This is a genomic window from Blautia sp. JLR.GB0024 (genome assembly GCF_037000545.1).
Classification (GTDB): domain Bacteria; phylum Bacillota; class Clostridia; order Lachnospirales; family Lachnospiraceae; genus Blautia; species Blautia celeris.
In genome coordinates this window covers 39,300-57,522 of sequence record NZ_JBANBF010000015.1, presented here as the reverse complement: position 1 = coordinate 57,522, position 18,223 = coordinate 39,300, and the positions used below count along the sequence as shown (strand labels likewise).

The 18,223-nt window shown below is 45.1% G+C and carries 14 protein-coding genes; all 14 read left to right on the top strand.

Annotated elements, in window-relative coordinates:
• The first annotated feature begins 74 nt into the window (after nt 1–74).
• The 14 genes from V8Q34_RS23040 to V8Q34_RS22975 all read left to right on the top strand — a co-directional run bounded on the left by V8Q34_RS23040 (nt 75) and on the right by V8Q34_RS22975 (nt 18,104).
• The gene (locus tag V8Q34_RS23040) at nt 75–1,034 is read left to right on the top strand and encodes a LysR family transcriptional regulator (protein WP_054353315.1); all 960 of its coding nucleotides are present in this window, start codon (nt 75–77) and stop codon (nt 1,032–1,034) included.
• Nucleotides 1,031–2,392 carry an MmgE/PrpD family protein gene (locus V8Q34_RS23035; protein ID WP_103732971.1) on the top strand — a complete coding sequence of 454 codons (1,362 nt, stop codon included), beginning with the start codon at nt 1,031–1,033 and terminating at the stop codon, nt 2,390–2,392. Before V8Q34_RS23040 ends, V8Q34_RS23035 begins: the two co-directional genes overlap by 4 nt.
• A 99-nt stretch (nt 2,393–2,491) precedes the next feature.
• Nucleotides 2,492–3,262 carry an N-acyl homoserine lactonase family protein gene (locus tag V8Q34_RS23030; RefSeq protein ID WP_103732970.1) on the top strand — a complete coding sequence of 257 codons (771 nt, stop codon included), beginning with the start codon at nt 2,492–2,494 and terminating at the stop codon, nt 3,260–3,262.
• Between the two features lie 10 nt (nt 3,263–3,272).
• Entirely contained in the window at nt 3,273–4,016 is a 744-nt protein-coding gene (locus V8Q34_RS23025; RefSeq protein WP_335836419.1) for an N-acyl homoserine lactonase family protein, read from the top strand.
• Nucleotides 4,009–4,554, top strand: a complete 546-nt coding sequence (locus tag V8Q34_RS23020) for a DUF2284 domain-containing protein (RefSeq protein ID WP_103732968.1) — start codon at nt 4,009–4,011, stop codon at nt 4,552–4,554. The genes V8Q34_RS23025 and V8Q34_RS23020 overlap by 8 nt, the downstream gene beginning before the upstream one ends.
• Nucleotides 4,555–5,141: 587 nt before the next feature.
• Nucleotides 5,142–6,257: an RtcB family protein gene (locus V8Q34_RS23015; RefSeq protein ID WP_335836418.1), complete on the top strand. Its 1,116-nt coding sequence runs from the start codon at nt 5,142–5,144 to the stop codon at nt 6,255–6,257.
• 20 nt (nt 6,258–6,277) lie between these two features.
• Entirely contained in the window at nt 6,278–6,463 is a 186-nt protein-coding gene (locus V8Q34_RS23010) for a hypothetical protein (protein ID WP_103733109.1), read from the top strand.
• A gap of 50 nt (nt 6,464–6,513) precedes the next feature.
• On the top strand, nt 6,514–7,575 hold the full coding sequence (locus V8Q34_RS23005; RefSeq protein ID WP_335836417.1) for a MoxR family ATPase: 1,062 nt from the start codon (nt 6,514–6,516) through the stop codon (nt 7,573–7,575).
• A gap of 21 nt (nt 7,576–7,596) precedes the next feature.
• On the top strand, nt 7,597–9,471 hold the full coding sequence (locus tag V8Q34_RS23000) for a vWA domain-containing protein (protein WP_335836416.1): 1,875 nt from the start codon (nt 7,597–7,599) through the stop codon (nt 9,469–9,471).
• 47 nt (nt 9,472–9,518) lie between these two features.
• Nucleotides 9,519–9,992 (top strand): site-specific integrase, encoded by a 474-nt coding sequence (locus V8Q34_RS22995; protein ID WP_335836415.1) that lies wholly within the window; start codon nt 9,519–9,521, stop codon nt 9,990–9,992.
• Nucleotides 9,993–10,177: 185 nt separating this feature from the next.
• Entirely contained in the window at nt 10,178–11,896 is a 1,719-nt protein-coding gene (locus tag V8Q34_RS22990) for a DUF4091 domain-containing protein (protein WP_103733194.1), read from the top strand.
• A gap of 305 nt (nt 11,897–12,201) precedes the next feature.
• On the top strand, nt 12,202–12,621 hold the full coding sequence (locus V8Q34_RS22985; RefSeq protein ID WP_335836414.1) for a YjdF family protein: 420 nt from the start codon (nt 12,202–12,204) through the stop codon (nt 12,619–12,621).
• Between the two features lie 301 nt (nt 12,622–12,922).
• Nucleotides 12,923–14,431, top strand: coding sequence for a catalase (locus tag V8Q34_RS22980; protein WP_033143771.1), 1,509 nt, complete (start codon nt 12,923–12,925; stop codon nt 14,429–14,431).
• Nucleotides 14,432–14,657: 226 nt separating this feature from the next.
• Nucleotides 14,658–18,104, top strand: coding sequence for a pyruvate carboxylase (locus tag V8Q34_RS22975; protein ID WP_227210549.1), 3,447 nt, complete (start codon nt 14,658–14,660; stop codon nt 18,102–18,104).
• The last annotated feature ends 119 nt before the right edge of the window (nt 18,105–18,223 follow it).

The window sequence follows — 18,223 nt, the reverse complement described above, 5'->3', positions numbered from 1 at the left end:
GGTAAAATGATTAAAAAAAGAAAACCTTAATAGTGGAATAAATTTTTTAAATCGTTATAGGAGAGAAGGGACATATGGATTATAATCAGATTCAGCGTTTTTTAATGATTGTAAAGCATTCAAATCTAAGTGGGGCAGCAAAGGAACTGTATATTTCACAACCGGCGCTCAGCTTGTCATTGGCTAATATGGAAAAAGAGTTAGGTATGCCGCTTTTCTATCGGGTGAAAAATCGTCTGGTCCTGACACCAGAGGGAGAGACTCTGCTGGAGAACTTTGAACATGTAAAAGATGCATTCGACCAATTGGAGGAGAAGAAAAAGAGTCTTCAGAAAGTGGAGGAACGCAGTATTCGTTTAGGATGCCTTGGTAATTCACTATTTTACGCAACAATGTTTATGGATAACTTTTTACAAGCGGATGGAATCACTATTGAAACAGTATGTGCTGACACAGAGACTACGGTAGAAATGCTGAAAAACGGACAGTTGGATTTTGTTATTACCTCACCGCCGTTGGAGGGCCGCGCGATTGGCAACATTAACTTGTATCGGGAAAATATTGTACTTGTAACTTCGCAGAACCATAGGTTATCTGAAAAGAGTGGTCTAATGCTGAAAGATTTGGAGCATGAAAAATTATTCGGTTTGTCCAGGCAGCATTATTTCAGGAAGTTGTGTGATCGTCTGTGTCGGGAAAAGGGTTATATGCTGGACTATCAGATGGAAATGAATATGCTGGACTATTATAGTGCAATAAAAAAACATCAGTATTTGGACGATTTTATTGCGTTTTGTGCAGAGGATAGTTTTGAATCATTGTATGGGGAAGGGTATGTCAGCCATCCAATCCTGGATTCAGACTTTACACATATGACGGTACTGTCCTTCATGGCAGAGAGAAAATTACACTTTCAATATGAGGATTTTGTTAATCATCTGATTCAGCAATATCCGCAGCAGAGAAAGTTGTATGAAAAAATTTATCGGTATATTGTAGCTGGTTATATCAATGAAAGTGGAAAAGAAGAATGAATATCTTAACTTTATTTGGTGAACGGATAGCAGAATTTGCGGTTACTGTCCCATCAAAAGGTCATAAGAGATTTTATATTGATGCGTTTCTGAATATCTATGGATGTTTATTGGGGGGAATAAAAAAGAATATCATAGATGTACTCGCGGGATTTTACAATCAGGATGCCGGAGGAACAGGAAGATATCATCCTATAGGGAGAAGAGAACGGATGTCCATTGCTTCCTGTGTGGCAGTGGATGCGTTGTCTATGGCAGATTTGGCATATGATGATATCCAGTATGGCACAACACTGCATCCCGCAGGTCCGGTGGCAGCGGCAATCTTGGGTTTGGCAAGAAGAATGCCGATAAGCGGCATACAGGCAATACAGGCGTTTCAAGTTGGAATGGAAGTTGAATGCAGGATGGCAGTCTGTATGCTGGGGGAGAAGGCAGGTGCTGAAAAGGGATGGTTTCCGACTGGCATCACGGGAGGAATTGGTGCGGCTTCAGCATGTGGCTATTTGTTTGGTTTTAATAAGGAACAGATGCAGACGGCGCAAGCCTTGGCAGCTGTACGCGCATGCGGAAATAGGGGGACCCACGGATCAAATGCGGCAATGTTAGTACATGCAATTGCTGCAGAATCTGGTTATACAGCTGCAGCATTGACAGCAAATGGATTTAACTGCAGCCCAAGTGCATTAACCGGGGAAAATGGTTTGATCCGGCAGCTTGCGCATACCCCAAATGTGGAAGAAGCGTTGGCAGGGCTGGGAGAAGTATATGTATGTGAGAGTACATCCTGCAAACCATATCAATATGGATTTATTGCCTTCGCGGTGATTGATTGTTGTGAGCAACTCAACAGGATTATTAGAGAGTGTGGGAGACAGCCTGCAAAGCTTACAGCATTTGTTTCCCCTGATGTATATTTGCTGGGAAGAGAGCCGGATCCGCAGGTTGTTGAGGCGGCAGCGGTTTCCCTGAAGTATCTTATACAAATGGCGGTTCTGACCCCTGAATATATTTATCGAGAACTGGGTACACATTTTTATCCGCGTGAATACGCAAACGGTGGACTTGAAGTAGAATTGGTTCAGGACTTACAGATGACAGATGAACAGGCAAGATTATATATAGAGTTTACGGATACAAGCACCTGTGAAGTTTTCTGCAGTGAGGCGCCCGGCTCACCGAAAAATCCAATGAGCACTCAGATGGTTAAAGAAAAATTCCTACGTCTTGCGATGTCCAGACTGGAAGAAAGAGATGCAGTACGGCTTATGACCCGGTTGGAAAATATTGATGAGGAGAATACGATTAAGTTTCTGATTCAGAAATGGTCCAGTGGGAAATTTGATCACCATATATAACTCTCTTTGATATTCAGATAAATATAACAAATTAGACAATGCAGCAGATACTTTTTATAATTTAATTAAAAGTATTTTAAATAGGAAAGAGGTAAGAATATGAAGAAATATACAATTTATCCACTTGCACTTTGTGAGCCCATGCCTGAGGCTGCTGCTGCTTTTTATTATAAGGATTACAAGGGTGCTCCAGTGATGTTTATTTATGGATGTTTTTGTCTGGAGGATAATGAGACAGGGGATTTGGTTATGGTAGATACCGGACTTGCATCACAGGAGGATATAACAAAATATAATTATCCGTTTCGTAGAATCGATGGAGCACCGAACTTGAAGAGCGTGATGGATGCAAAGGGGTTGGAACCACAGAAAGTAAAACATATCTTCTTTACACATTTACATCAGGATCATTGCTTTAACCTGGAGCTGTTTCCAAATGCAGTGATGTATGTACAAAAGATAGAGCTTCAGCATGCGGTAACACCGAATCCCATTGAAGCCAAATCGTATCAAAAATTTAAACTTCCCGGACTGCCTGCATGGGCAAAAGCATGGGGACAGATACAGACAATAGAAGGTGATAAAAAAGGTCTGGTCGATGGTATAGAGGTGATGTTTACGCCGGGACATACACCAGGAAGTATGTCCGTAATTGCCGATACTGAAACAGGAAAATACATTATGTGCGGAGATTTGTTTTATACAGTTGAACAATATGAAGAGGGAAGAATGAATGGAAACTTTACCAGCCTGGATGAATGGTATCACTCCAGAGATAAGGTGCTGAATTATGTAAAGGAGAACAATGCCCAAATTTTGATGGTCCATAATCCAGATACATATATGGTAGATGTTTACGGCAGCAGATAAGGAGTACAATATGAATTATAAAATTTACCCGATTAATCAGGGGACCAGAATTATGGACATCCATGATGTAGTATATCGCCAGCCAGTAGGTGAAGACGTTTCTTTTGCATATGGTGCATTTTTACTGAAGGACGCCAAGGGAAAGTTGATTATGGTAGACAGTGGAGCTCCAAGTCTTTCAGAAGTCAGAGAAAAGGGATACCCCTTGCGAACCCCGGATGAAGATATTGATATGGTGGAGGAAGTGCGGAAACATGGTGTTGATCCGGCAGAAGTATCCATGATCATCTATACACATCTTCATTGGGATCATGCATGGAATACGAACAGTTTTCCAAATGCCACATTGATTGCACAGGCGGCGGAGATGGCAGCTGCTATCAACCCTATGAAAATTGGAAGAAAATCTTATGGGTTTATGGAGGAGAGCAATGGCCCAGAGTGGCTGCACTCGATTATGCGCTTTCAGGCTGTAAATGGAGATGTGGAAATACTTCCAGGTATTCGAGTCATAATGACACCCGGGCATACCATCGGAAGCCAGTCTGTACTGGTGGATACTGAAAAGGGTGTCTATATGCTGCCAGGTGATTGGATCATGTGTGACAGAAACCTGGATATGGAACTACCGGGAGGAGGCACGCCAGATGTTGCAGCTTGGTACCAGTCTTTGGAAAAGGTGAAAAAGCTGGAGTTTGCAGGAATTCTTCCTTGTCATGATCCAAAGACGTACACGGAAATGTATTATGGTTGATAAGAAAAGAAATGTAGAGGACTGGGTTCGGTTGGCAAAAGAGATTGGTTTTTCCCATGCGGGCCCACTGGATCCAAAAACATTAAAAACTGAAAATTGGGTTCGTGAGACTTGTTCGTCAGATAAATGCCATGCGTACGGACATAATTGGACCTGTCCGCCTGCATGCGGGACTCTGGAGGAATGCGGGGGGCAGATGGAACAATATGAGTATGGAATCCTGCTTCAGACAGTGGGCATTTTATCCCGGTCTATAGATTACAAGGCTTATATGAAAACGGAAGAGGAGCATAAGGTCTGCTTTCTGAAGTTTATAGAGAAAATCAAATCAGTTTATCCAGAGGCTCTTTGTCTTGGGGCAGGAGGATGTAGGATATGCGTGCACTGCGCCTATCCGGGGCCATGCCGTTTTCCGCGAAAGGCATGTTCCTCCATGGAAGCTTATGGATTATTTGTGACCCAAGTATGCCGTGATAACCATATGGACTACTATTATGGTCCACAGACAATTACATACACTGCATGTGTATTATTTTGAATGGTATGTTTTGGAACTCTTGTATGTTATAATACAGACAAGGGAAAAGAAATCAGAAAACACAGAAAATAATGTGTTGTATCAGGCAATATTATATATGCTGGGAGATGGAAGGTTGCCGAGTTATTACCTTTGTAGATTGATATTTTTTTACACCTAAATATTCATATGGATAAGCCCTGGCACATGCTGGGGCTTCTACTTTATTCAAAGCCTTATTTGAATTATTATATATTTGCCTAAAATTGTAAAATTTTTTATAGATACTATTGACAGAAACAATTCTGACAGATATATTATGTTTATGGCAAAGTACAGCCACTTAGAAACCAGTTGACTTGAAAATAAGAAAGGAGGACAACCATGACACAGAAAAACTTAACTACAACAATATCAACAGTAAACTACAGAGAGCGGATTGTCCTTGTGACGGATTCTGAAGCATAATTCAAAAAATCTAAAATATCATCTATCATTTGATATTTCTGGTTCTGTTTCAGTGTTTCATAAAGAAGATCATCCGGCATCTCTGTTTTGAGGTGCTTTTTGTATGCCTAAATACAAGGAGCATAAGAGAAAGGATTTTTATGAAAACAGTAAGCGGAGTCTATACTTCTGCAAAAATATTCACAGATACAATAGAAGACTATGCTCTGGCGCAGATACAGATGCTTTGTGACAATGAAGCGTTCAAAGAATGCCGGGTCAGGGTTATGCCGGATGTACATCCGGGAAAAGCAGGGACCATTGGTTTTACATCTACCATAGCAAAAAGGGTGCTCCCCAGTGTTGTTGGGATCGATATGGGATGCGGTATCACCATTGCCAGGCTGAAACAAAAAAAGGTGGAATTCCAAAGACTGGATAAGGTCATCCGGGAGAATGTCCCTGCAGGATTCCATATCAGGAAAAAGCTTCATAGATTCCACGAGATGCTCACACTCGGGGAATTGAGATGCAGGCATCATGTAAATGAAAAGAAAGCGGTCCATAGTCTGGGAACCCTGGGCGGCGGAAACCATTTTATAGAACTTGACAAGGACGAAAAGGGCAGCCTCTACGTTGTCATCCATTCCGGCAGCCGGCACCTGGGGCAGGAGATCACAGAGCACTATCTAAAGACGGGACAGGAACGACTGAAAGAAAGAGGGCTGCAGGTTCCGTATGAGCTGACGTGGCTGGAAGGCACTCTTATGGAGGAATATATCGGTGATTTGTCAGTGGCAGTACAGTTTGCAGAGCTTAACCGGGCAGCAATCCTGGATGAACTGGTCAAGGGAATGAAGTGGAAGGTGCTGGAAACATGGTCATCCGTTCATAATTATATTGACATCTCCGGCGGGGAAAGGAGCTTGAGAAAAGGTGCAGTGTCCGCAAAGAGTGGAGAGAAAGTCGTGATCCCTGTCAATATGCGGGATGGGATCCTTTTAGGGACAGGACTGGGGAATGCAGACTGGAACCACTCCGCACCGCATGGTGCAGGGCGCATTATGAAAAGGGAAGATGTAAAGCAGCGTTTCACAGTCTCACAGTTTAAATCCGAAATGAAAGGTATTTACTGTACCTGCATAGATAAAGGGACGCTTGACGAAGCGCCATTTGCTTACAGGGGAATGGATGAGATCACGGAACGAGTCACAGACACGGTACGGATAGAGAAACTGATCCGGCCATTGTACTGCTATAAAGCAGGCAGTGAATGACAAGAGAAGAGGTGATAAGAATGGCAAAATACAGAGAAATGCCATGCAAATATTATATTGCTTTAGGACAGTGTAAAAAGGGCAGGGAGGCCTGCCATAAGACCTACTGTCAGCATTGCGGGAAATATGAACCGAGGGCAAGAGCCAGGTCTGTCAACAAAAAGAAACAATACAACGAAACACAGCGCAGTAAAATTTCTGCGTAACAGGGAGTCCTCTTCCACATGTGAATGACTCCTTTGGAAAGGACATATTTATGAATTTACCGATCACAGTCACGCAGAGTGACTTATTAGAGATATTATTAAACATAGCACCTGTAAGGCCTGTCTTTATCTGGGGCGCACCCGGCATCGGCAAGTCAGCTCTGGTACAACAATTTGCTGAAGAAGTAGGCCTTACATGTGTTTCATTACTGGGAAGCCAGCTTGCGCCGGAAGATATCATTGGTATCCCACAGATCCAGGATGACGTGAGCACTTTTCTCCCTCCAAAAATGATCGCCAGAAAAGAACCTTATGTACTTTTTCTGGATGAACTAAATGCCTGCTCTCAAGAAGTGCAGAAAGCATTTTACAGCCTGATCCATGAAAAGAGCATTGGAGAATATCATCTTCCTGAAGGCAGCATTGTGATCGGAGCCGGAAACCGCACACAGGACTCTGCCATTGTGAAGACGATGTCTTCTGCACTCATCAACAGAATGTTCCATGTACAGTTAAAAGCGGACCCCGCACAATGGCTGACCTGGGCGTATACAAACGGGATCCATCCCTGGGTAACGGATTACCTTGCTCAAAGACCGGATCATTTGTTTTCCGAACCTCCTAAAACGGAAGAACCGTATTCCACACCCCGTTCCTGGCACATGCTGAGTGATGCGTTAAAAGAATATGATGCAGGAAAAAAAGCAATACCGGAAAATATGCTCCGCATGATCACTTATGGATGTATTTCAGCAAGCCACGCGGGAATGTTCCTTGCATATACGAAACAGTTGGGAGATCAGCATCTTCTTATGGATATCATCAAAGGGGAAGCCAAATGGCCTTCTAAACCGGAGGAACGGGATGTATTATATTTCCTTGCACAGTCTTTTCGTGCAAAACTGCTTCATGAGCTTCCAGCCAATAAGCAGAATTTGGGAAAAGAAAAACAGTATTTTGTCCACAGGGCAAAGGCGCTCATAAAAGAACTCTCACTGCTCAACCATGAGATCGCTCAGATGGTCGTATCCGCTGACGAAGGAAATGTTCTTCCGGAATGGTTCATGATCGAGATCATAAGAGACCTGCCAAGACTTATCGTGGATAAATAGCCGGAACCGAGGTGATAATAAATGTCTGATCCAAAGAAGAAAAAGAAAAGATCACAAAAAGAAATAAACCTTGAAAATTTAGAAGCCGGTATCAGGATCATCAGAGATCATACCCTCTTTGGCACATTGAGTTACAGGATCCAATATATAAAAAGCCCCTTTTTAGGCAAAGGCTCTTATTGCTGCGTTGATTCACAAGAAAGGATTTATGTAAATGAAAAGGAGTATCTGCCGCCAAGAGGATGGGCATACGCCATCGCTCACTGTATCCTCCACCCGGCGTTCGGTCATTTTGATGCGGAGCACATGCCTGGATTTGATATGATCCAGCCTGACGGGACTAAGATCAGGAAAGTGGAATGCATCCCTGAGCTATGGAATATGGCCTGTGATATCTATGTGACAAAATTTTTATATGATATCAAATTCAGTTCGCCCATCCATGCCGACCCTCTTGCACATTTTCCCTGCGGGTTGAACGAAGAGATTAAAATATATCAGTATTTATTAGAAAATGATCCTGTTTCAAGGAAGAACATTTACAGTACGGCTTCCTTGGGAAAGATGGATATGGTCGGTCTGGAACGTCCTGTTACATATGACAAAAGTAAAAATGAATATAATGGATTTGCGGCGGCCTTTGCCTATGAGTTAGCACGGTCTGTATCAAAAGCAGTCAGCAGTGCCGGCGGTCATACGATCCTGGACCCGGGAGCATCTTCCCATGCCATGACTGCGGCAAAATGGTTTGTGGATCATTATCCCCTTCTGGGCGGGATTGCGGCACACTTTAAGATCATAGAAGATTACCGTTACTGCCAGAAAAATGAAATACAGATAGCCGCCATTGACGTATCCCTGGGGGAACTGTACGTGAATCCTACCATGCACTTTTCAACAGACGAATGGAAATTTATTCTGGCCCATGAGTATCTCCATGCCGGACTGCAGCATCATAGCCGCTGCCAGGGACGGAATCCCTACCTTTGGAATGTTGCCTGTGATTTTGTCATCAATGGATGGCTGCATGATATGCAGATCGGTTCCATGCCCGCGGATGGATTGTTATATGATGAATCCTTAAATGGACTATCTGCAGAGACTGTCTATGACATGATCGTAAGGGATATGAAAAAATATACAAAGCTGAACACCTTCAGAGGATACGGCAAAGGCGATATGATCGGAAGCAGCCGCGCTAAACCCAGTGATACATCCTCTATGGATCTGGATGAATTCTGCAGGAGTGCCCTCCAACAAGGTCTTACTTATCAGGAAGAACATAACCGCGGATTTATCCCGGCAGGTCTGATCGAAGAAATACGTGCATTATCCATGCCGTCAATCCCGTGGGATGTGGAACTGGCTAACTGGTTTCAGGTATATTTTGCGCCTCTGGAAAAGTACCGCACGTATGCAAGACCAAGCAGACGCCAGGCATCCACTCCTGCTATCCCGAGGCCGCGTTATCAGACGCATGATATTCCCACTGACAGCCGTACCTTCGGAGTGGTAGTTGATACTTCCGGTTCTATGTCCGCAAAACAGATCGGGATGGCATTGGGATCGATCGCGAGTTATTCGGCTGCTCATGATGTTCCCTTCGCAAGAGTAGTCTTCTGCGATGCCGCTGCCTATGATGCCGGTTATCTGTCACCAGAAGATATTGCCGGGCGGATCCAGGTGAAAGGCAGAGGCGGGACTATATTGCAGCCGGGTATCAGCTTATTGGAAAATGCTCCTGATTTTCCAAAAGATGGGCCGATACTCATCATTACAGATGGACAGATTGAAAACAAAGTCACAATCACACACGAACACGCATGGCTCCTGCCGAAAGGCGGGTATGGGCTGCCGTTTCGCAGTAAAGCGCCTGTATTTCGTTTTACGGAATAAAGAGGGAAGAATAGTTGGACAGTTAGGGTATTGTAAAGGTTTTGAATATGTTAAGGATAGTGGAGCAACGGTCAGGATCCGTTGCTCCTATTTTGAGACTTTTCTTCATAGTCTCGTTTAAAGATTTTTTGTTTACAACAAAGTTTAATACACCTGTTATTGAACAAACTTTTCTTGATGCCATAGACCGGATCATTGATGAGATTAATTCCGTTCGTGATATTTTTGATGAATTTGAACGTATCACACCACATTGCTTTAGGCATACATTCGCCACAAGATGTATAGAAAGTGGCATGAAACCTAAAGTGTTGCAAAAAATTTGGGGACACGCTACTTTACAGATGACAATGGATTTATACGCTCATGTTTTACCACAAATGGAAATTGACAAAATTGAACTACTAGAAAATGAAATGAAAAAAATGGATGACATGGACATGCAAATCGCTAATGAGCGTTACGAAGCCAGAAGAAAACAAAAAGGCAAAGTCATAGAACTTTCAACGATAACGGGATAATGGTGTCAGATTGGTGTCAAATTCTGTTTTATTGGTGTCACAAAGGCATAAAACCCAATAGAATCAAGGGGGTGTAGACAATCAATTGTGGGAAATGATATTATTATTACGTGTACCAGATCACACCGTACGATTTGGACGGGACACCATTCTGATTATGCGAATGCCATTTTGAAAGGAGAAGTATGCCAGAGTTTGAATTTTATTTGACCGGCAGTCTGGAAAAAATATTTCCGGATACTGAGCCAAAGGCAATGGGCGAGGCACACAGAATCTCAATTCTGAGAGGAGAAGTGCCTGCGGTACAGATTGCCTACAGGAGAAAATGCGGTGGGGAGAACCTTCCATATAAATACCGTTTTCAATGTAAAGTGACAGGAATACCGGCTAGCGCGCGTTTCCGTGATGTGGAGTTGGTACCATCCGCCTTTCCCTGTTATGAGGTTACGGATGAGAATTATCTGACAACCCGGCCGGGGCTGTTTCCGGACCTGCTGAAACCCAAAAAAGAGAATATTATCACGCCAATGCCCGGGCAGTTTCGGGCATTGTGGATTGATTTTCCGGATACAAAAACGCTGGATGCCGGGGTATATCAGGCGGCGGTTGAGCTGACCATGCTGCCGGAAGTATACATGGGAGATGGTACACTTAAAAAGCCGGAACACATGGAATGTGAAAGAGCGGTGTTTCCTTTTGAGCTGGAAGTGGCGGAGGCGCAGTGGAGACCGCAGTCTCTCATACATACAGAGTGGTTTCATGCTGACTGCCTGGCAGATTTCTATCGGACGGAAGTATTCAGCGAAATGCACTGGAAAGTCATAGAAAAGCAGATTGCCCTTGCAGGGAGAGAGCTGGGGGTCAATATGATCTTGACGCCTGTGTTTACACCGCCCCTGGACACTGCGATTGGAGGAGAGCGCACAACGGTTCAATTGGTTGAGGCAGAATTGAAAGAGGACGGTTATCTTTTTGATTTTACAAAGCTGAAAAGGTGGTGTGATATCTGCAGACGGTCAGGGATTGAGAATCTTGAGATTGCCCATCTCTTCACCCAGTGGGGGGCAAAGGCGACGCCGAAGATATATGTCACAGAGAATGGCCTTAAGACACAGAAATTCGGGTGGCATGTACCGGCTGTGAGCAGAGAATACAGAAGATTTCTGGAAGCCTTTCTTCCGGCGCTTCAGGAGAATCTGGAAGCGTTTGGGTTTGACAGAGAGCATGTTTATTTTCATATCTCTGACGAACCGTCAAGGGAGAATCTGGACAGTTATATACAGGCTAAGGCAGCAGTGGAGGACCTGTTGAAAGGGTGGAAGGTGATGGATGCCCTGAGTGATTACGTGTTCTATGAAAAAGGGATCGTGGAAAATCCAATTCCCTCCAATGACCATATCCAGGCTTTTATAGATCACGGGGTGGAGCACCTCTGGGTATATTACTGCTGTGCGCAGAATAATAAAGTGCCAAACCGCTTTTTTGCCATGCCAAGTGCCAGAAACCGGATTATGGGTGTGCTGATGTATCTGTATAGGATAGAGGGTTTTTTGCACTGGGGATATAACTTTTATAATTCTATGTTTTCCATAGAGCATATCGATCCCTTTTTTGACACGCATGCAGGTTTTGCGTTTCCATCCGGAGACCCATTTCTGGTGTATCCCGGCGCGGACGGGGAACCATGGTCTTCCATCCGGGCAGAGGTACAGCGGGAGGGACTTGACGATATGCGTGCTTTGGAGGAACTGGAAAAAAGAGTTGGCAGGGAGAGGGTAGTGGAAATTATATATGAGGGTGTAGAAGGAAAGATCACGTTTGAGAACTATCCGCAGGATGCGGAGTATCTTTACAGACTGAGGAATAAAGTGGCAGCAGAGATGAAAAGGGCTGTGGGAAAATAAAGAGATGGGCTTCCGGGGAAATCGACCCGGGAGCCTTTTTACATATCACAAAACAGAAAGATGGCAGCTGGCAGGGTAGAACATTCTCCTCAAATGCGCTATAATATATATGCAAAGATAAAAACACAACGTGTGGCAGGGCCACACAGACCCGGTAGGTAGTCCGGGCGCAGACCGGATGTGCAGATATTCCGGTCTGTAAGTAACCTTCCTCCTTAGGTCGTCCCTTCTTTGCAGGACATGTGCAGTGGTATTCGGATGGATAACCCTCACAGTCCATAAAAACATTTCAAGGAGGAACGATTATGGACAGGATTTCGATAACAGTGAAGGTGTTTTTTCAGGACCCCTTTTGGATTGGCCTGTGTGAGAGAACGGACAGCAGAGGATGTTCTGTGTGTAAGATCACATTCGGACCGGAGCCAAAAGAGTATGAGGTACAGGAATTTATCAGTCAGAACTGGTATCGTCTGAGTTTCAGTCCGGCTGTTGCTGAAGCTGTGAGAAGAACAGAGCATAAAAATCCTAAAAGGATGCTGCGCCAGGTAAAAAAGCAGATGAACCAGACGGGCATCGGCACGAAATCCCAGCAGGCTCTGAAGCTCCAGCATGAGGAAGATAAGGAAATGCGCAGATCCCTTTCCAAAGAGAAAAGGGAAGAGGAGGAGCAGAGAAAATTTGCCTTAAGGCAGCAGAAAAGAAAGGAAAAGCACAGAGGAAGATAGCCTCTGGGTATTACAAAAAGACTCGGAATGTTCATTTGTTCCGGGTTTTTTTGTAAGTTCTTAAGAAAATATAAAGAATGCATAAAAACAAAAATAATTTTAGAAGAATGATGTATATTGTGCTGAATGATGATATGATTAAAAAAAGATGATATGTGATATAGTCACAGAAAAATGAATTTATATATGTTATAAATATATAAATAACATGCAGTAACTGGCGGCAGAATAAGAATATTTTCATGGAGCACGAGTTACCTCATTTGTCACGGAGGTGTCTGAAAGAAAAGGAGATTAAAGCATGGAAGAAAACAAATGGAAACTTACGAATGAAGCCGGTGCACCTGTGGCAGAAAATGAACATTCCCTGACAGCAGGTCCGAGAGGCCCGGTACTCATGCAGGATGTGTGGCTGATGGAAAAACTGGCGCATTTTGACCGTGAAGTGATACCGGAGCGCAGAATGCATGCCAAAGGATGGGGAGCCTACGGAAAACTTACGGTTACCCATGATATTTCCCAATATACAAAAGCGAAGGTCCTGCAGCCCGGTGCAGAGACAGAGCTTTTTATCCGTTTCTCCACGGTTGCCGGGGAGCGGGGGGCCGCGGATGCGGAGCGTGATATCCGCGGTGTGGCTGTAAAATTTTATACGGAAGAGGGAAACTGGGACCTGGTGGGAAATAACACGCCCACATTTTTCCTTCGTGATGTACATAATTTCCCGGATTTGAACCGGGCTGTAAAACGTGACCCAAGGACAGGCATGCGTTCCGCCCAGAACAACTGGGATTTCTGGACACTGCTTCCTGAGACCTTTCATCAGACCACCATTGTAATGTCAGACCGGGGAATACCGGCATCCTTCAGGAACATGCACTTCTATGGTGAACATACCTATTCATTTTATAATGAAAAGAATGAACGGTTCTGGTGTAAATTCCATTTCCACACACAGCAGGGAATTAAAAATCTGACGGATGAGGAGGCAGAGAAAATATGCGGCATGGATCGGGAGAGCCATGGACGTGACCTTTTTGAATCCATTGAGCGGGGCGATTATCCCAAGTGGACCATGTATGTGCAGATCATGACAGAAGAACAGGCGAGAAACCATTATGAGAATCCGTTTGATATTACGAAAATTTGGAGACACAGAGAATATCCGCTGATAGAGGTGGGGGTGCTGGAACTGAACAGAAACCCCGAAAATTATTTTGCGGAGGTTGAACAGGCAGCATTTACACCTGCCCATGTAGTGCCGGGCATTGGATTTTCACCGGATAAGTTTCTGCAGGGCCGCTTGTTTGTATACGGAGATGCCCACAGATACCGTCTGGGAGTCAATTACAATGAGATACCGGTAAACAGGGCAAAATGCCAGGTCAGCGACTATCACCGGGACGGCGCTATGCGTGTGGATGGAAATTACGGGAGGGCGCCTTCCTATTCACCAAACAGCGCAGGCGTATGGTCGTCACAGCCGGAGGTCATGGAGCCGCCTCTTGATCTGTCAGGTGCTATGTATGCCTATGATCCCACGGATGATCCTACGGATGACTGCTTCCGGGCAGGCGGAGATCTGTGGCGTATCCTTGAGGAGGACAAGAAGGTCCTTCTGATAGAAAATACGGCGAGAAATATTGCGCCGGTGACTGATAATATCAAGTATCGCCATGCAGTACACTGCTTCTGGGCAGACCCGGAATACGGAGAACGCATCACAGAGGCTATGCATTTGGACTTTGACAGGGTAAAAGAACTTGCAAAAGGAGACCATAACAGCCTGATCCGAGCTACTTTAAAGTAAAAATAAAGGCTGCGGCAGCCAATCTTATACAGGAGGCACACAGAGAAATCTGTCTGTGCCTCCTGTTTTTACGTGTATAAAAAGATTATTTTTTTCTTGCTTTTTCATTTTAAATAGAGTATAGTGGAAATAAATATTTTTGTCTTTCGTAAACAGACAAATGCCTTTAATAGAAAGACAAAACCGGAAACAAATCACGTTATGGTCAAAAAACAGGAGGAAAGGTATGGAAAAAGAAAGGTGCGGCAAAAACTTTAAGAAAGTGATGGCAGCTAACAGGGGAGAGATCGCCATCCGTATTTTCAGGGCGTGCTGCGATTTGGGGCGCAGTACCGTTGCGATTTATTCTAAGGAAGATGAGTACAACGTCTTTCGGACAAAAGCAGACGAGTCTTACATGATAGGAGAGAATAAGAGTCCTTTAGGTGCATATCTGGATATCGGCATGATCATAGATATTGCCAAAAAGCATAAGGTGGATGCCATTCATCCGGGCTATGGTTTCCTCTCAGAGAATGCGGACTTTGCCAGGGCCTGTGAGGAGAGCGGCATTGCCTTTATCGGCCCGCCGTCCCATGTGCTGGAACAGATGGGGGATAAGCTGAGCGCAAAGGAAATTGCAAAGCGCTGCGGTGTTCCTACTGTTCCGGGGTCCACAGTGCCCATCCGTGATGCCCAAGAGGCGGTGGAGCTTGCAGTATCTTACGGTTTTCCGGTGATACTGAAGGCTTCTGCAGGAGGCGGCGGAAGAGGCATGCGGCGGTGCGCAGATGAACAGGAAGTGAGAGATACCTTCCCGCTGGTGCAGAGTGAAGCTTTAAAGGCTTTTGGATGCGGTGATATTTTCATAGAAAAATTTTTGGAGGAGCCAAAGCATATTGAAGTACAGATATTGGCAGACCAGTACGGCAATATTGTCCATCTTTTTGAGAGAGACTGCTCTCTGCAGCGGCGTTATCAGAAGGTGGTGGAATTTACGCCTGCATTTGCCATTTCACAGGATATACGGGAAAAAATCTGTGAAGACGCAGTGAAAATAGCAAAAGAAGTTGGGTATGTAAATGCGGGGACGGTAGAGTTTCTGGTGGACCGGAAGGGCGGATATTATTTTATCGAGATGAATCCCAGGATTCAGGTGGAACACACAGTCACAGAGATGGTCACAGATATTGATATTGTCCGTGCTCAGGTACTCATTGCTGAGGGAAAGACCTTGGCAGCTCCGGAGATCGGGATTGAAAAGCAGGAGGATGTAAAACGGCATGGATATGCCATCCAATGCCGGGTAACCACAGAGGACCCGCAGAACAATTTTGCCCCTGATACCGGAAAGGTGACCGCATATCGGACCGGAGGCGGATTCGGTGTACGTCTGGACGGCGGAAATACCTACGCAGGTGCAGAGATATCCCCCTACTATGACAGTCTTCTCGTAAAAGTTACCACACATGACAATACCTTTGAAGGTGCCTGCAACAAATCTCTCAGGGCTTTGAGCGAGACACGGGTGCGCGGTGTGAAGACCAATATCGGATTTATTGAAAATATCTTAATGCATCCCATGTTCCGCACAGGAAAATGCCATACAAAATTCATTGACGAGACACCGGAACTGTTCTCCATCAAGAGTTCCCAGGACCGGGCCACAAAAATGCTGAAATACATAGGCAACATTGTAGTCAATGACCCGACAGCCGGAAAATACCGCTATGAGCCGCCGCGTTTTCCAAAGGTAACGGGAACGAGGAAAGACGGTCTGAAACAGATCCTGGATGCTCGGGGACCCGAAGCGGTAAAGCAGTGGGTGCTGGATCAGAAAAAGCTGCTTATTACAGATACCACTATGCGGGACGCACACCAGTCCCTTCTTGCCACCAGAGTGAGAACACGCGATATGGTAAAAGGCGCGGAGGGGACTGCAGAGATACTGGCAGATGCTTTTTCATTGGAAATGTGGGGCGGTGCCACCTTTGATGTGGCCTACCGTTTTCTGAAGGAATCTCCGTGGGAACGCCTTGACCTGCTCAGGGAAAAAATACCCAATATTCCCTTCCAGATGCTGCTGCGCGGTGCAAATGCGGTGGGATATACCAACTATCCCGACAACCTGATCCGGGAATTTGTAAAAGAGGCAGCAAGAAGCGGAATAGATGTATTCCGAATCTTTGACTCCCTGAACTGGATCCCGGGAATGGAAATCGCCATGGATGAAGTGCTGAACCAGAATAAGATCGCAGAGGCAACACTGTGTTATACAGGGGATGTCTCTGACCCGAAAGAGGATAAATACACATTGGGATACTATACGGAGATGGCAAAAGAACTGGAGCGGCGGGGTGCCCATATTCTCTGTATCAAGGATATGTCAGGACTTCTGAAGCCTTATGCTGCACATAAGCTGGTGAAAGCACTGAAAGAGGAGACGGGTCTCCCCATCCATCTCCACACCCATGACACCAGCGGAAATCAGATCGCGGCGCTGCTCATGGCTGCGGAGGCCGGGGCGGACATTGTGGATACGGCTGTTTCCAGCATGTCATCCCTCACCAGCCAGCCTTCCATGAATTCCCTGGTGGCAGCTCTTTGGGGTCAGGAAAGAGACACCGGCCTGTCTCTGGAACGTCTGCAGGAGCTGACCGATTACTGGAGTGACGTGAGGGAGAGATACCGCTCCTTTGAAGGAGGAATCAAATATCCCGCAACAGATATTTACCGCTATGAAATACCCGGCGGCCAATACACCAATCTGAAACCACAGGTGGAGAGCCTTGGCCTGGGACACAGGTTTGAGGAAGTAAAAGAGATGTACCGCACGGTCAATGAGATGCTGGGAGGTCTTGTAAAAGTAACGCCGTCCTCAAAAATGGTAGGTGATATGGCAATTTTTATGGTCCAGAATGATCTGACACCGGAAAATATTGTGGAGCGCGGAGAAAACCTGACTTTCCCGGATTCTGCAGTGAGCTATTTCAAGGGAATGATGGGGCAGCCACGCTGGGGATTCCCAAAAGAACTGCAGAGAGTGGTTCTGAAGGGAGAGACACCCATCACATGCCGTCCGGGTGAACTGCTTTTGCCCATGGATTTCGATGCGGCAAGAGAGAGACTGAAACAATTTGTTCCGAAACCGGACTGGAGAATGGTCATAAGCTGGTGCTTTTATCCTAAGGTTGTAGAGGACTTTTTAAAGAGCCGCAGAGAATACGGTTATATCACCCGCCTGGGCAGCCATGTGTATTTTCACGGACTTGCCGAGGGGGAGACAAACCGTGTGGAGATAGAGGACGGAAAAACACTTGTCATAAAATATCTGGGCAAGAGCGAATTGAACCCGGACGGGACCAGAAATGTATTCTTTGAACTGAACGGCATTCGCAGGGAAGTTTCCGTGCAGGATAAGAGCGCCAAGGTGACTGTGGAATCCATACCAATGGCTGACCCCAATGACCTGAGCCATGTGGGTGCCTCCATACCCGGACTTGTGAGTAAGATACTTGTAAAACAGGGAGAAAAAGTCAAAAGAAACCAGGTTCTGGCAGTAGTTGAGGCAATGAAAATGGAGACGAATGTAATCGCCCTCATGGATGGAGAGATGGATCAAATCCTTGTAAAAGAGGGGAAAGAGATCAAGGCAGGAGAACTGCTTATGACAGTTAAGACAGTAAAAGAATGATTCATAAAGGGATAAGCGCTGCTCTGGGGTACAGAGGAGCTCTTATCCCTTTGTTGTGCGGGCTGTAGAAGTAATAATATCCAGAAACAAACTGGAGTAAAAAGGTTGAGTATATGCCT

Excerpts from the sequence above, each read along its gene's own strand:
- V8Q34_RS22980 (WP_033143771.1), top strand. The coding sequence starts at position 12,923 with ATGGAAGAAAACAAATGGAAACTTACGAATGAAGCCGGTGCACCTGTG.
- V8Q34_RS23005 (WP_335836417.1), top strand. The coding sequence starts at position 6,514 with ATGAATTTACCGATCACAGTCACGCAGAGTGACTTATTAGAGATATTA.
- V8Q34_RS23015 (WP_335836418.1), top strand. The coding sequence starts at position 5,142 with ATGAAAACAGTAAGCGGAGTCTATACTTCTGCAAAAATATTCACAGAT.
- V8Q34_RS23030 (WP_103732970.1), top strand. The coding sequence starts at position 2,492 with ATGAAGAAATATACAATTTATCCACTTGCACTTTGTGAGCCCATGCCT.
- V8Q34_RS22990 (WP_103733194.1), top strand. The coding sequence starts at position 10,178 with ATGCCAGAGTTTGAATTTTATTTGACCGGCAGTCTGGAAAAAATATTT.
- V8Q34_RS23010 (WP_103733109.1), top strand. The coding sequence starts at position 6,278 with ATGGCAAAATACAGAGAAATGCCATGCAAATATTATATTGCTTTAGGA.
- V8Q34_RS22985 (WP_335836414.1), top strand. The coding sequence starts at position 12,202 with ATGGACAGGATTTCGATAACAGTGAAGGTGTTTTTTCAGGACCCCTTT.
- V8Q34_RS22975 (WP_227210549.1), top strand. The coding sequence starts at position 14,658 with ATGGAAAAAGAAAGGTGCGGCAAAAACTTTAAGAAAGTGATGGCAGCT.
- V8Q34_RS23040 (WP_054353315.1), top strand. The coding sequence starts at position 75 with ATGGATTATAATCAGATTCAGCGTTTTTTAATGATTGTAAAGCATTCA.
- V8Q34_RS22995 (WP_335836415.1), top strand. The coding sequence starts at position 9,519 with ATGTTAAGGATAGTGGAGCAACGGTCAGGATCCGTTGCTCCTATTTTG.
- V8Q34_RS23000 (WP_335836416.1), top strand. The coding sequence starts at position 7,597 with ATGTCTGATCCAAAGAAGAAAAAGAAAAGATCACAAAAAGAAATAAAC.
- V8Q34_RS23020 (WP_103732968.1), top strand. The coding sequence starts at position 4,009 with ATGGTTGATAAGAAAAGAAATGTAGAGGACTGGGTTCGGTTGGCAAAA.
- V8Q34_RS23025 (WP_335836419.1), top strand. The coding sequence starts at position 3,273 with ATGAATTATAAAATTTACCCGATTAATCAGGGGACCAGAATTATGGAC.
- V8Q34_RS23035 (WP_103732971.1), top strand. The coding sequence starts at position 1,031 with ATGAATATCTTAACTTTATTTGGTGAACGGATAGCAGAATTTGCGGTT.